Raw genomic sequence first — 14306 nt, forward strand, 5'->3', positions numbered from 1 at the left:
AATGCGGAGCCGGTCTTTTGCATGGTGCGCAATGGCGGTCTTACAGGCCGGTCAACCCGCCCGAACCCGGCATGCGGTAGCCGCACATATCGGCCAGTTTCCAGCCATCAGCGGTCTGCTCGAAGCGGCAGCTGAGGAAATCGCGCATCGCCGTGCCATAGGGCGGCGGTGCATCGGCCAGTGGCGTCGCGGCCGGCGGGGCGACGCGGCTGAAATTGGCCTGCGGATAGACCAGGACCTGGCGCACGGTTTCCGTCGCGGCGACGCGTGGATCGTCAATAATGCACAGGGGCGGCTGCGACAGCATGCCGACCAGCGTGCCATTGGTCTCGCCCGGAGCACCCCAGACCCAGGCCCGCACCAGCGGGTCACGCCGGATGAAGGCATTGCGCAGCGCGTTCGGCGCCAGGCTCTGGCTCACATTGGTTTCATTATGGCTGATGATGGCGGCGAAGGCGGCCATCTCATGGGCTTGCGGCGCGCGGCAGGCGGGCACGGTTTCGGTGGCGCAGGCGGCCAGCAGGCTGCTGGCGGCGACGGCAAGGACAACAACACGCTTCATCGGTTTTTCCGGTTCTCGATCAGATCTTCAACAACGCTCGGGTCTGCGAGTGTAGACGTGTCGCCGAGATTGCCAAACTCGTTCTCCGCGATTTTGCGCAGAATGCGCCGCATGATCTTGCCGGAGCGGGTCTTCGGCAGGCCCGGGGCAAACTGGACCAGGTCCGGTGTCGCGATGGGGCCAATCTCCTGGCGTACCCACTGGCGCAGCATCTTGGCCGAGTCTTCGTTCGGCACGATGCCGGAATTCAGGGTCACATAGCAGTAAATGCCCTGGCCCTTGATATCGTGCGGATAGCCAACCACGGCGGCCTCGGCGACATCGGTATGGGCGACCAGGGCGCTTTCGATCTCGGCCGTGCCGAGCCGGTGGCCGGAGACATTGAGCACGTCATCGACGCGGCCGGTGATCCACCAATAGCCATCGGCGTCGCGGCGCGCGCCATCGCCGGTGAAATAGGCGCCGGGATAGGTCGAGAAATAGGTGTCGATGAAGCGCTGGTGATCGCCATAGATCGTGCGCGCCTGGCCCGGCCAGGAGCGCTCGATGATCAGATTGCCCTCGGCCGCGCCGGTGTCGGGCAGGGGCGCGCCCTCACTGCTGACCAGCGCCGGCACGATGCCGAAGACGGGCTTGGTCGCCGAGCCGGGCTTGAGGTCGGTGGCGCCGGGCAGGGGGGAGATCATCACGCCGCCGGTCTCCGTTTGCCACCAGGTATCGACGATCGGACAGCGGCCATCACCGACCACGCGGTGATACCAGGTCCAGGCCTCCGGATTGATCGGTTCGCCAACCGAGCCGAGCAGGCGCAATGAGGCCCGCGAGGAGCCCTGTACCGGCCCGTCGCCCTCGCGCATCAGGGCGCGGATGGCGGTCGGGGCGGTGTAGAAGATATTGACCCGGTGCTTGTCGATCACCTGCCAGAAACGATCCGGTCCGGGCCAGGTCGGGATGCCTTCGAACATCAGCGTCGTGGCGCCATTGGCGAGCGGTCCGTAGAGAATATAGGTGTGGCCGGTGACCCAGCCGACATCGGCGGTGCACCAGTAGATCTCGCCGCGTTTGTAATCGAACACATATTCATGCGTCATCGCCGCCCAGACCATATAGCCGCCCGTGGTGTGCAGCACGCCCTTGGGCTGGCCGGTCGAGCCGGAGGTGTAGAGAATGAAGAGCGGATCCTCGGCATTCATCGGCTCGGGCGGGCAGGTCGCCGGCTGGCGCGCGATCAGGTCGTGATACCAGACATCACGGGCCGGATCCCAGTTCATCTTGCCGCCGGTGCGCTTGACGACGATGACCTGTTTGATGCCGGGCGCATGATGCATGGCGCGGTCGACATTGGCCTTCAGCGGTGTCGGCTTGCCGCCGCGAATGCCTTCATCGGCGGTGATGACGATATCGCTGGCGCAATCATTGATCCGTCCCGCCAGCGCTTCCGGCGAGAAACCGCCAAACACCACCGAATGCACCGCGCCGATGCGCGCGCAGGCCAGCATGGCATAGGCCGCTTCCGGGATCATCGGCATATAGATCGTGACGCGGTCGCCCTTCTTGACGCCGAGTGATTTGAGCCCGTTGGCAAGGCGGCAGACATGGTCGTGCAGCTCGCCATAGGTGATCTTGCTGCTCGCGGCCGGATCATCGCCCTCCCAGATGATGGCGGTGTCATTGGCCCGCTCGGGCAGATGCCGGTCGATGCAATTGGCGCTGGCATTGAGCGTGCCGTCGGCGAACCAGCGGATATGCAGGTCATCCTTGTCCCAGGAGGTGTCCTCGACCTGGGTGAAGGGCTTCATCCAGTCCAGCCGCGCCGCTTCCTGGCGCCAGAAGGCGTCAGGGTCTTCGACCGATTGACGGTACATCTCGGCATAGCGTTCGGCCGTCACCAGGGTCGAGCGCTTGAGCGCAGCGGGGACGGGGTAGACGGCTTGATCCTGGGACGGCATGGGCGCGGACTCCAAGTTGTGTCGCGGGTGATGAGGCATTTTAGCGCATAGTGCGCGGTGCGATAATGGCCGAAACTACCTTGGATGTGAATGGTTTGCCGTCGGATTTACTGCCAGCCACGCACTTGGCACGCTGTCGGCGCGGCCAATATGCTTAAGTGATAGATTGGGGATTCATATGTATCGTAATTCGCTTCGCGGCGCGCTTCTCGTGTCGTCGGCTCTGCTTGCCCTGACGGGCGCGGCCCATGCGCAGACTGTCAATTGCTTTGATAACGGGGATATCCGGAATTGCTTTGGCTCAGGCACGCCGGCACCGGACCTTTTCCTTCACGATGCCGGTCCCGATCTCAATCTGTTTCTGTGGGATAATTGGGAGCGGGTCTCGCTTTCCCCCCTGTTCTCGGTCACCAATTATGGCTCGATCGGCTCGCCGACGGACTCCTCGGGCGGATTTTTCAGCGGCCTGGGTATCGGCAGCGACGCACCGGCCTACCTCTCCTTCCTGACCAATGCCGGGGATATCTATTCCACAATCTCGCAGAACGGTGCCGTGATTGTCGACAGCGAAATCACCCTCGGCGCCTTCACCAATAGCGGTTCGGTGACCAACGCGGGAAGCTCCGGCACGGGCGTCGAATTGCGTGGCCTGGTGACGGGCGACATCCTCAATAGTGGTGCGATTACCGGTGGCCGCTACGGCTTCGAAGTGCTCGGCGGCTTGGATGGGGTTTTCACCAATTCCGGCACGATCACCAGCACCGCCGCGCCATCGTCCTACGACTCATATCGCCCCACAGGCCTGTTGTTTGAAGGTGCCGATAGTGCCGGGTCGCTGGTGAATACCGGCACCATTGACGGCAGCACTGATGGCATCCGCACCAATCTCGTCAGCCTTGGCGGCTTTACCAATTCCGGTGTCGTGCGCGGGCAGTCTGGCTATGGCGCCATCCTCACACTCACGGGTGATTTCGTGAATGAGGTCGGTGGTGTGATCGAGGGTGGCAGTACCGCTGTGATCCTGCTGGCCGGCGGCGGCGACTTCATCAATCACGGAACAATCACCGGAGATATCGACGAGGACGGTTATGGTGGTGGCGTCGAGATCGATGTACTGGCCGGGGATTTCCTCAATACGGGTACGATCAGCGGTGGTGGCGACGGCGTCTGGATTATCGGTACCGGTATCGCCGGCGGCTTCGAAAATACAGGCACCATCCATGGCGATACCGACGAGAATGGCTATGGCTGGGGCGTCTACCTGGAGGCCAGCGAAGCCATGGGCCGGGACACCACCGGCGCGGCGTTCAACAATTCCGGCGTGATCCGCGGCGGCTATGTCGGGGTCGGCCTTCTCACGAACCTTCAGGGCGATTTCGTCAATTCCGGGACGATTTACGGCAGTTATCCCAACTCTGCTACCGGGCTTTATGCCAATGCGCAGCTGGATGGCGATCTGACGAATTCGGGCACGATCGGTGGCACGCAGGTCGGTCTTTTTGTTGGCTGGAGCGGCTCGGTGACGGGCGATCTGGTCAATTCCGGCAACATCTTCAGCGCATCTGGCACTGATTCCGGTGTTGGCTTGAGCGTTGCGGGCACGCTCGGCGGCGATTTCGAAAACACCGGGAGCGGGTATATCTACGGCCGGCAGCTCGGCATCCGGATGGATGATATGCGGGGCGCGCGCTTCACCAATTCCGGCCTGATTCTGAGCGGCGGCGGCGGCGTGAATGTTTTGTTCGCGTCTTCGGGCTTTACATTCCGCAATGCGGGCACGATTTCCTCGGTTGACGACGCTGTCACTATCCGTGGGGGGGCGGTCCTCCCGCCGGAGGGCGCGGTCCTCGCCGACGATCCCGCAACGGGGCTGGCGTTCAGCTTCATCAATACCGGCGACATCGACTCCAGCGAGGGCTTCGGTGTCACGATCGGCAACCGGTACTCATATGCGCCCGAGGCGCAAGCGGGCGGGCCTTCTTCGGCTTATGCGCCGACCATCACAACGGTCGATTTCACCAATCAGGGCCTGATCAGCAGTGGCGATGGCCCGGCCGTCTATTTTGCCCAGGATGTCGAGGTCTCCAGCTTCAACAATTCCGGCCTGATCTACGCCTTGGGTGAGGGACATGGTCTCGATCCGAGTTTCTTCGCTCAGGATTACGGCGTTCAGGCCGTAGGCGTCGTCACCGGTGATTTCACCAATACCGGCGAAATTGTCGGCGCCAGGATGGGGGTGAATGCGGGCGAGATTGACGGTGATTTCATCAATCAGGGCCTCATCGCCGCGGTGGGCGGTGAGGGTATCGCCTCCAACGCTGTACGGATTGCCACTCTCGGCGGTGATTTCTTCAATGACGAAGACGGCGTGATCCTTGGCGGATCGGACGCGATCGTGATTGACCGGCTCGACGGAGAGGGTTTCTACAATGCCGGCCTGATCGAGGCCGACGGTGGTGGTGTGATCATCAACGCCCTGGCTGATGGCGCCAGCTTCATCAATACCGGCGACATTCTCGTTGGCGAAACGGGTGGCGGTGTCTGGATCGGTGGCGCAGGCGCTATGGGCGCCGACGGGCTGGCACAGGCGCCGGGGCCGCATTCAATTCCGGCAGTTCCGGGCGGCATCATTTTCGGCAATTCAGGCACGATCGCTGGCGGGGAACTCGGTGTCATTCTTGATGCGGATGTCCTCCAGTTCGACAATAGCGGCACGATTGACGGCAGCTGGGCCGGGCTCTCGCTGAACCGGGCCGGTGATTTCACCAATAGCGGTGACATCATCGGTGGTCTGCTCGGGGTCGTCGGCATGGACCTGTCGGGCGATTTCATCAATGAGGGACTGATCGAGGCCGTGCGCGGCTATGGCGGTGTGGGCGATGACTGGCCGCTCTACGACGACGGCTATGCCGTACAGCTCGACCGGCTCAGTGGCGACTTCATCAATCTGGGCGCAATTCGCGGCGCGAGCTTTGTGGCGGGAATTGGCTCGCTGGAGGGCAGCTTCGTCAATGAAGGTCTGCTCGAAACGACCAATGACACGACCTCCAATGCGATCTATATCGCCAGCCTCGGCCGCGAGCCGGATGCGCCGCTGGCCGGGAGTTTCGCCCAGGGCGGGCTCCCGGACAGCGTGTTTGTCAATTACGAAGACGGGCGGATCATCAGCGTCGGCGATGGCGTTTATATCAATAACATGGCGGGAGCGGGCTTCCTCAATTACGGCCTGATTTCCGCGGCCGCCGACGGCGTCCGGCTCTCGAACGGGTATTCGGACTATGTATTCCTGAACCTTGGCGACATCCTGGCAGAAACCGGTGCCGGCATTTTCCTGGGCCGGCCCGTTGGCCCGCTCGCCGAACCGCTCGGACCTGTCGGCAGCATTGTCCCCGCAGGGATCGAAGTCGAATTCGGGAATGCGGGCAATATCATTGCCGGCCGGACTGCCGTCGAGATCAACGAAACGGTCGCCAGCTTCAACAATATCGGCACCATAACCGGCACTGGCACCGCGGTGCAGTTCGGTGCTGATGTCAGCTCCATCTACAATAGCGGCACGATCACCGCCCTGCTCGAAGAGGGTGACGAAACGGGGGCCGGGATCGAGGCTTCCGGCAGCGCCGATGTCACCCTGGAGAATGACGAGGACGGCGTGATCTCCGGCTTTACCGGCGTCAATCTGGGCGCTGGCGATGACCTGCTCGTCAATGCCGGTACCCTGACCGGCGCAGGCGGCGTCGCGGCCGCGCTGGGCGACGGCGATGATGTCTTTGCCGCCTACGGCACCGGCACGATAACCGGCACCGTTGACGGCGGTGCCGGCGATGACCGCTTCGCGGCCTACGGCACCCAGACCCTCGACATGGTGATCGAAAACTTCGAGGAAATCTGGGCCTATGAAGGCGATATCAGCCTTGGCCGCGACTATGCTGCGGAGCTGATGCTGTCACGCGGGGATTCGCTGGACCTGGTGGACTTCACCTTCACCGGTGCCCTGGTCTCCTTCGCCGACCTGCACAGCGATGGCGGGATGGTCGATGGCGATGTCTTCAATTTCGGCAGCATTCTCGGCCTCGACACCACCATCACCGGCGATCTCTATAATGGCGGCGTCGTCAATCCCGGCGGCACCGGCACGATCGGCACACTCACCGTGCTGGGCGATTACATCGCGCTGAATGCTGGCGACAGCGTCACCCTTCCGGGTGACGGTGCCGGAATTTCACCGGAGTCCGCCGCCTTCATCGCGCCATCCAGCTCGACCATGGTGTTCAACTTCCACGGGCTTGATCACGACCAGGTCATCGTCAGCGGTGCGGCGACCCTCGGTGGTGATCTGCTCATCACCGGCGATCTCAGCGCCGCGATGGCGGCGCGCCAGGCCTTCACCCTGTTCTCCGCCGCGAGCGTCACGGGCGGGGTCAATCTGCTCAATAGCGGCGGCGTGCTGTTTACGCCGACGCTCAACATGGTCGGCTCGAACGTTCTGCTCTCCTTCACGCAGAACAGTTTCGCCTCTGCCCTCGCGCCGGCCACGCTCAATCAGAGCCAGGCCGCGCTTGGCCTGGAGGATCGCTGGAATCTCGGCGCCAGCGCGGCCGATGACGTCATCCTGGCGCTCAATGCCGGTGCCGCATCGGCGCCGATCCTTGAAGCCTTTGCGCCGGAAACCTCTGCAGCACTGACCCGGCAAAGCGCCCGGATCGGCACCTCGCTGGCCCAGACGGTCGCCAATTGTGCGATCGGGCCGAATGCCGGGGCCTGTGGCCAGCGGACGAGCGATGGCGGTGTGATGATCTGGACCAATGTTTCCGGATCCGGGGCTGCCCTGAGTGGCGATGGCAATGCGGCCGGCGTCGACGAGACCTTCTCGCAGGTCTCCAGCGGTGCGGAATACACCTTTGGCGACCAGTTCGCCGGCGGTATCTTCCTGGCCTCCGGCACCGGCGATGTTGATGTCGCGAATGGCGTGCGCGGCCATGGCGAGATCGACTCGGTGGCCGGCGGCATCTACGCCCGCATGCAGGCCGGACGCTTCACCCTTGCGGGTCTGGCCGGTTATGTCGACACCGATATCGAGGCCCGCCGCCACACGCCGTTTGGCACATCGATCGGCGAGACCGGCGGTTCGGTCAGCTTTGCCCGTCTCGATGCTCGCCTGACCCTGGTCAGCGGCGTCAGCCAGGCCGGTTTCGCGATGTCGGGCACCTATGCCTATGCCGAGATCGGCAATTACGCCCAGCGCGGCGCGGACGGGTTTGATCTCGACATTGTCGGGGACAGCTTCCGCGTCGAGGACTGGGAATTGCGCGGCTTCTTCGATCACAGCTTCGAGCCGAGCCAGTCGGGTCTGCTCTGGAGCTTCGGCGGGACCGCCGGTGTGGTTCACGCCAATGGCGAGGACACGGCCAGCGTTGCCGCCAGCTTCCCGGGCGGAACCGCGCCCTATGAAGCCTTTGGCCCGCGCAGCAATGATACCGGCGGTGTGGCCAGTGGCTATATCGACCTGACCAGCCCGCTGGTGGGTGTCAGTGCCCAGATCGGTGTCGAGGGACGCTGGATGGACGGCGAAGACTCCAGCCGCGTCTATGGTCGCTTCGCCTGGCGCTTCTGATCAGGCCTGCAGACCTTCGGCCCGGAGCGTTGTCTCCGGGTCGAGGGTGCGCATGGCGGCATATTGCGACAGGAAGACCTCGCCGGAGAGCTCTTCCAGGAAACCGGCGGCACCGAGCCGGTCGCTGACCGGACCGATCACTTCGGACAAATGCAGTTTGACGCCGGCATCCATCAGGCGGTGATTGATCGCGCGCAGGCTTTCCAGCGCACTGGCATCAACGAAATTGACCGCCGGGAACATCAGCACGAAATCGGTGATGCCCTCATTCTCGGCGATGATGTCGGCAACCAGTTCCTCGAGAAAGCGCGCATTGGCGAAATACAGCGCCCCGTCGACGCGCAGGGCGTAGACATGCGGTGAGACGATCACCTCATGCCGGTTCGGATTGCGGAAATGATGCGTGCCGGGCACCTGGCCGACGCGGGTCCAGTGCGGCTGCATCGTGCGTTGCAAGGCTGCGCCGACCGAGAGCACCACGCCGAGGGTGAGGCCGATCTCGACGCCAAGGAAGAGCACGCCAAACAGGGTCAGGAAGGCCGCCGCGCCATCAGCCGGCGCGTATTTCCACGCCTTCCACAGCCCGCCGAAATCGGCCAGCTTGGCCACCGCCACCAGGATGGTCGCGGCCAGGGTGGCCTTGGGCAGGAAGTGGAAGAGGGGCGTCAGGAAAACCGCGACCAGCAGGATGATGGCGGCGGTGAACACGCCGGCCAGCGGTGTCTGGGCGCCGGCCGCTTCATTGACCACCGAGCGGGCAAAACCGCCGGTCACCGGATAGCCGCCGGTCAGGGCGGCGGCGGCATTGGCGGCGCCGAGGCCGAAGAGTTCGCGGTCCGGATTGACGCTTTCGCGCCGGCGCGCGGCCAGCGACTGGCCGACCGAGACGCTTTCGACAAAGCCGATCAGCGAGATCAGGGCTGCCGGCCCGATCAGGGCGCGCCAGATATCGAGGCTGACGATGGGCAATTGCATCGGCGGCAGGCCGCTCGGCAGGGCGCCGACCACGGCCAGATCGGCACCGTTGTCGAGATGCAGGCTCCAGGCGATGGTGGTGGCCAGAACAACAAGGCCGGCCGGTGCGGCGCGGGCAATGCCGCCGGCCAGGTCCTCGCCCAGCTTCAGCGCTGTCAGCATGCGCGGCAGGACGGTGCGCGCTGCGACCAGGAAGGCTATGCTGCCAGCCCCGATCACCAGCGCCACCAGATTGATGGCACCCAGCTGTCCGCTCATCGACAACAGGATTTCCGGCAGGGTCGAGCCGTGGGAGCTGATGCCGAGAATATGCTTGGCCTGGCTGGCAATGATCAAAATGGTCGAGGCGGTGACAAAGGCGCCCACCACCGGCCGGCTGAGGAAATTGGAGACGCTGCCCAGCTTGAACAGGCCGAACAGGAGCAGGAAGAAGCTCGAGAGCAGGGCCAGTGCTCCGGCGGCGGCCATTTGCTCGGCCGGATCGGTCAGGCCGAGATTGCCGATGGCGGCAGCCGTCATCAGCGACACGACGGCGACGGGCCCGACGGCGAGCACCCGGCTCGAGCCGAACAGGGCGTAGGCGACCAGCGGCGCGATCGAGGCATACAGCCCCGCCTGGGCCGGCAGGCCGGCCAGAAGCGCATAGGCCAGGCTTTGCGGGATCAGCAGGATCGCGGTGATCAGGCTGGCCAGCGCATCCTCGCCAAAGGTGCGGCGGCTATAGCCCTCCAGCCATTGCAGGCCGGGCAGCACCCGTTTGGCGCGTTTGAACAGCTCAGACTGCATTGAGCGGGATTTTCAGATAGCGGCGGCCGTTTTCCGCCGGCTCGGGCAGATGGCCGGCGCGCATATTGACCTGCACCGAGGGCAGGATCAGCGTCGGCATGGACAGCGTCGCATCGCGCTCGGTGCGCATCTTGACGAAGTCCGCCTCTGACGTGCCGGCCTTGATATGGATATTGCTGGCCTTTTGTTCGCCGACCGTCGTCTCCCAGGCATAATGCTCGCGGCCCGGCGCCATATAGTCATGGCACATGAAAAGGCGCGTCTCGTCGGGCAGGGCATAGATCTTCTGGATCGAGCGGTAGAGCGTCGCCGCATCGCCGCCGGGGAAGTCGCAGCGGGCGGTGCCGAAATCGGGCATGAAGAGCGTGTCTCCGACAAAGCCGGCATCGCCGATATGATAGACCTGACAGGCCGGCGTATGGCCCGGCGTCCAGATCGCCTCGGCCTCGATTTCGCCGATCTTGAAACGCTCGCCATCCTCGAAGAGGTGGTCGAATTGCGAGCCGTCATGGGCAAAATCCGGCCCGGCATCGAAGATCTCGCCAAACACGTCCTGCACCTGGCTGACATGATTGCCGATGCCGATCTTGCCGCCGAGATGGTCCTTGATATAGGGCGCGGCGGAGAGATGATCGGCATGGACATGGGTTTCCAGCACCCAGTCCACCGTCAGCCCCTCGGCGCGGACAAACTCGATCACCGCATCGGCCGACTTTGTTGTCGTGCGCCCGGAGGCAGGGCAGTAATTGAGTACGGAATCGATCACCGCGGCGCGCTTCGTCGCCGGATCCCAGACGACATAGCTGACCGTGAACGTGTCCGGGTCGAAGAAGGATTTGACTTCGGGTTTCTGCTTCATCGATGGGCTCCTGGGACGCGAATGGCTGCGGCGTGTCTGCAATGGATATATGGTTCTTGCGAAACTCTGCAAGTACGCAAATGCGATTGGTCATCCCGGCCGGTCAGGCCGGGGCGGGCGGACAATAGGTCTTGTAGAGAGATTCCATAAGGGTGCGAATCTCGGCGCTGGCGAGGCGGTAGTAAATCGTCTGGTTCTCGCGCCGCGTCGCCACCAGCCCCTTGTTGCGCAGGATCGCCAATTGCTGCGACATCGCCTGGTCCCGCACCCCCAGCGCCGCCGCCAGCTCGCCGACCGAGCGCTCCTGGTCCACCAGCGCACACAGCGCCAGCAGCCGCTTGGGATGCGCCAGCGTCTTCATGATATCGGCCACGGTCTCGGCGACCGGCTGCATCTGGGTATAGTCCATCCTGGGTGCGAGGCTCTGTAGCTATGAGATGATGGAGATATAGGGATGCGCGTGGCGGAAGGCGAGGGGGCACTCACCGGTCATCGCAGAGGGACGTGTACCTCTGGTACGCGTCCCGGGGAAAAGGAGAGCCGACGGGGCGGTCCGGCCCAGCCGTCTGGTGTCGACTGCTCTAAGCACAAGGCTGGGATTCGGATCCTGGTCCAGCTGGCGCAACTTCCGATGAGGCCTCGTCCAGCGAGGATAACCTTAGCTGGAATGATGTGCATTTGGGTTCTATACAACTTCCATAGCTTTCCAGTTTTCGCGGAGACCGTAGTTGCATGAGTGATTTGAAACTCTTCCGCCTACACGCTGATCGCGTCGCCGAGATCCACGGTAAGGCCGCTGCTCTGGAGAAATCGCTGCAGGCGTTGATCGAACGCAATCTGGAGACGTTCCTGGGTGTTCGCTTTCTGGCGTCGGAGTTTTCGACCGGTCGCGAACATGGTGGGCGCATGGACACGCTAGGCATCGACGAAAATGGATGCCCCGTGATCATCGAATACAAGCGCGCAACGAATGCGAATGTCATCAATCAGGGCCTCTTCTACCTCGATTGGCTCGTTACCCATCGCGGCGACTTTGAAATGTTGGTGTTAAAAAACCTGGGCGCTGAAGCCGCGCAGGCCGTCGAATGGTCGGCGCCTAGGCTGATCTGCATCGCCGGCGATTTCAGCAAGTATGATGAGCACGCCATCAAACAGATGAACCACAATATCGAACTGATACGATATATGAGGTTCGGTGATGACTTGTTGATGCTGGAACAAGTGAATGCCGTCTCCGCGCCAACCAATGGTGCTGCAGCAGCCCAGGTGATGTCCTCCGTTTCCAGCGGTTCACGAGCCGCCGACAAGACAGTCTCGGACTATTTGGCGCAGGCTGACCAGGAACTGACGGATCGTTTTGATGCCTTGAAGGAGTACCTGACCAATCTCGGTGATGATGTTCAAGTCAAGGCCCTCAAAAAGTACTTTGCCTTCAAACGCATCAAGAACTTTGCCTGCGTCGAGGTGCATACTCGAACCCGTAATCTGCTGGTTTATGTGAAGGTTGATCCGGACACGATCCAGCTTGAAAAGGGCTTCACTCGGGACGTCCGGAAGATCGGCCATTTTGGGACGGGAGATCTGGAAATCGTCATCAACTCTGCTGCCGATTTTGAGAGAGCCAAGCCGCTTCTCGATCTTAGCTATGAGAATGGGTGAGGGGCGATTTCCCACGCTTCCCCGCCAGCGCCCACCGGCCCACACCCCACCCTGAAAACCATGCCGGGATCCGGCCAGACTGGAGTTGAGCTGTCAAGGGCGCCGCAGGCGCCGCTGCGCGGTCGAGACCCTTGACAGCTCAACTCCAGTCTGGCGCCTTGCTTGGCAAGGATTTCAGGGATGGCTCTGCCCGGCGCGAGCCGGGGCAGGCGGGACGCGGAAGGGTGAGGCGCGCCGATTTTCCCGGTTGCACCCACCGGTCATCGAAGAGGGACGTGTACCTCTGGTACGCGTCCCGGGGAAAACGGGAGTCTGCCCTGGGACAGGTACCAGAGGTCCCTGTCCCTCGTTCCAGCGCCCTTGTCCCCGGCTTCCATCCACATGCTAAAATGCGCCGGTCAATGCCTTGCCAGACACGCAGCCTGACCGCCACCTCCCTCAAGCGCCCCATTCCGGCCGGCGCGACAGACCTCCAGCGGCGAAGCGGTCTGCCTGGCCTGGCAGGGCAGGCGGTCCTCGCCGGCTCCACCCTTAGCGAAGGGGCGCAACGAGGGGCACAGGACGCGCACACCCGGGGCACTTGGCCGGGACCGGGCGACACACCAGCGGATAGCTAACGTCACACCCCGTCACACCCCTGCATTTGCCCCATTGTGTTAGCGCGCTAACACGCTATACCGGCGCCCGGGAGAGTGATCCATGAGTGACGACATGACTGACGACCGCCGTAATGACCAGCCGGACCTGGGTCCGCTCTGTGCTGCGCTGCGCGCCATCCGCACCGATGCGGAGGGCGAGCGCTTCCTGCGCGACCTGCTCACCCCGGGCGAGATGAAGACGCTGACCGAGCGCTGGCGGGTCGCCGGCCTGCTCGCCGAGGGTGGTCATTCCTACCGCGAAATCAGCGAGATGACCGGGGCCAGCACGACCACCGTCACCCGCGTCTCACGCTTTCTCACCCAGGAGCCCTGGCAGGGCTACCGCCTCATTCTCGAACGCCTCAAGGAAACCCAATCGTGACCCGTTTGCGCATCGCCGTTCAAAGCAAGGGCCGTCTCTCCGAAGGCGGTATGGATCTGTTGAAGCGCTGCGGCCTTCGCTTCGCCTATGGCCGCGACAAGCTGCACCAGCGGGCCGAAAACATGCCCGTCGACCTGATGCTGGTGCGCGATGACGATATCCCGAATTTCGTCGCCAGCGGGGCCTGTGATTACGGCATTGTCGGCGAAAATGTGCTGCGCGAGGAACAACTTGCCGGTGGCCGCACCGCCGAGCTCGAGATCGCCCTGCGGCTCGGTTTCGCCACCTGCCGCCTCAAACTCGCGGTGCCGGTCGAGGGTGAGATCCGTACGCTTGAGGACTTGCAGGGCAAGGCGATTGCCACCTCCTATCCCGGCATCACCAGGGCCTATCTCGCCGAGCGTGGTATCGAGGTCGAGATCGTCGAAATGCGCGGTTCGGTCGAAGTCGCGCCGCGCCTGCACATTGCCGATGCGATCTGCGACCTGGTCTCCTCGGGCGCAACGCTGCAGGCCAATGGGCTGAAAGCGATCGAGACCGTGTTCGAGAGCGAGGCCGTCCTGATCCGCCGCAAGGGCGTCCGCGATGCGGAAACGGACAGCATTGCCCGCATCCTGATGCGCCGCGCCGAGGGCGTGATTGCCTCCTCGCAGACCAAATACATCATGCTCAATGCGCCGAAAGACCGGCTCGACGCGATCCGCGCCCTGCTGCCCGGTGCCGACGCGCCGACCATTGCCCAGGTCGCCGGCCGCGATGATGTCGTGGCGCTGCATGCGGTCTGCCGCGAGCGCGTCTTCTGGGAAACCCTGGAAGCGCTGGAGAAGGAGGGCGCCCGCGCCATCCTGGTGCTGCCGATCGAGAAAATGCTGGCCTGAGATG

General features: G+C 63.3%; 9 protein-coding genes. 4 read left to right on the plus strand and 5 right to left on the minus strand.

Annotated elements, in window-relative coordinates; translation table 11 throughout:
- Positions 1 to 40: 40 nt before the first annotated feature.
- Together ACN0YF_RS07775 and acs are read right to left on the minus strand one after the other, a co-directional pair.
- Positions 41 to 562, minus strand: a complete 522-nt coding sequence (locus tag ACN0YF_RS07775) for a hypothetical protein (protein ID WP_417480813.1) — start codon at positions 560 to 562, stop codon at positions 41 to 43.
- The gene (gene acs / locus ACN0YF_RS07780; RefSeq protein WP_417493942.1) at positions 559 to 2511 is read right to left on the minus strand and encodes an acetate--CoA ligase; all 1953 of its coding nucleotides are present in this window, start codon (positions 2509 to 2511) and stop codon (positions 559 to 561) included. The genes ACN0YF_RS07775 and acs overlap by 4 nt, the downstream gene beginning before the upstream one ends.
- 178 nt (positions 2512 to 2689) lie before the next feature.
- On the opposite strand from acs, the gene ACN0YF_RS07785 reads away from it, so the two are divergent.
- Positions 2690 to 8125 carry a hypothetical protein gene (locus tag ACN0YF_RS07785; protein ID WP_417493943.1) on the plus strand — a complete coding sequence of 1812 codons (5436 nt, stop codon included), beginning with the start codon at positions 2690 to 2692 and terminating at the stop codon, positions 8123 to 8125.
- Here the strand turns inward: ACN0YF_RS07785 and ACN0YF_RS07790 are convergent, their stop codons facing one another.
- From ACN0YF_RS07790 to ACN0YF_RS07800, 3 genes are all read right to left on the minus strand, one after another.
- Positions 8126 to 9886: a SulP family inorganic anion transporter gene (locus ACN0YF_RS07790; RefSeq protein WP_417493944.1), complete on the minus strand. Its 1761-nt coding sequence runs from the start codon at positions 9884 to 9886 to the stop codon at positions 8126 to 8128.
- Entirely contained in the window at positions 9876 to 10745 is an 870-nt protein-coding gene (locus tag ACN0YF_RS07795; protein WP_417493945.1) for an MBL fold metallo-hydrolase, read from the minus strand. Before ACN0YF_RS07795 ends, ACN0YF_RS07790 begins: the two co-directional genes overlap by 11 nt.
- 103 nt (positions 10746 to 10848) lie before the next feature.
- Complete coding sequence (locus ACN0YF_RS07800; RefSeq protein WP_417493946.1) at positions 10849 to 11154, minus strand: ArsR/SmtB family transcription factor; 306 nt, start codon at positions 11152 to 11154, stop codon at positions 10849 to 10851.
- Positions 11155 to 11477: 323 nt separating this feature from the next.
- Here ACN0YF_RS07800 and ACN0YF_RS07805 point away from each other — a divergent pair, with 323 nt between their 5' ends.
- From ACN0YF_RS07805 to hisG, 3 genes are all read left to right on the plus strand, one after another.
- Positions 11478 to 12404: a DUF5655 domain-containing protein gene (locus ACN0YF_RS07805; protein WP_417493947.1), complete on the plus strand. Its 927-nt coding sequence runs from the start codon at positions 11478 to 11480 to the stop codon at positions 12402 to 12404.
- Positions 12405 to 13103: 699 nt separating this feature from the next.
- The gene (locus ACN0YF_RS07810; protein WP_417493948.1) at positions 13104 to 13424 is read left to right on the plus strand and encodes a YerC/YecD family TrpR-related protein; all 321 of its coding nucleotides are present in this window, start codon (positions 13104 to 13106) and stop codon (positions 13422 to 13424) included.
- A complete protein-coding gene (hisG, locus tag ACN0YF_RS07815) occupies positions 13418 to 14302 on the plus strand; it encodes an ATP phosphoribosyltransferase (protein WP_417494007.1) in 885 nt (294 codons plus the stop codon). The genes ACN0YF_RS07810 and hisG overlap by 7 nt, the downstream gene beginning before the upstream one ends.
- Positions 14303 to 14306: the final 4 nt, after the last annotated feature.

The organism is Maricaulis sp. (assembly GCF_048270265.1).
Classification (GTDB): Bacteria; Pseudomonadota; Alphaproteobacteria; order Caulobacterales; family Maricaulaceae; genus Maricaulis.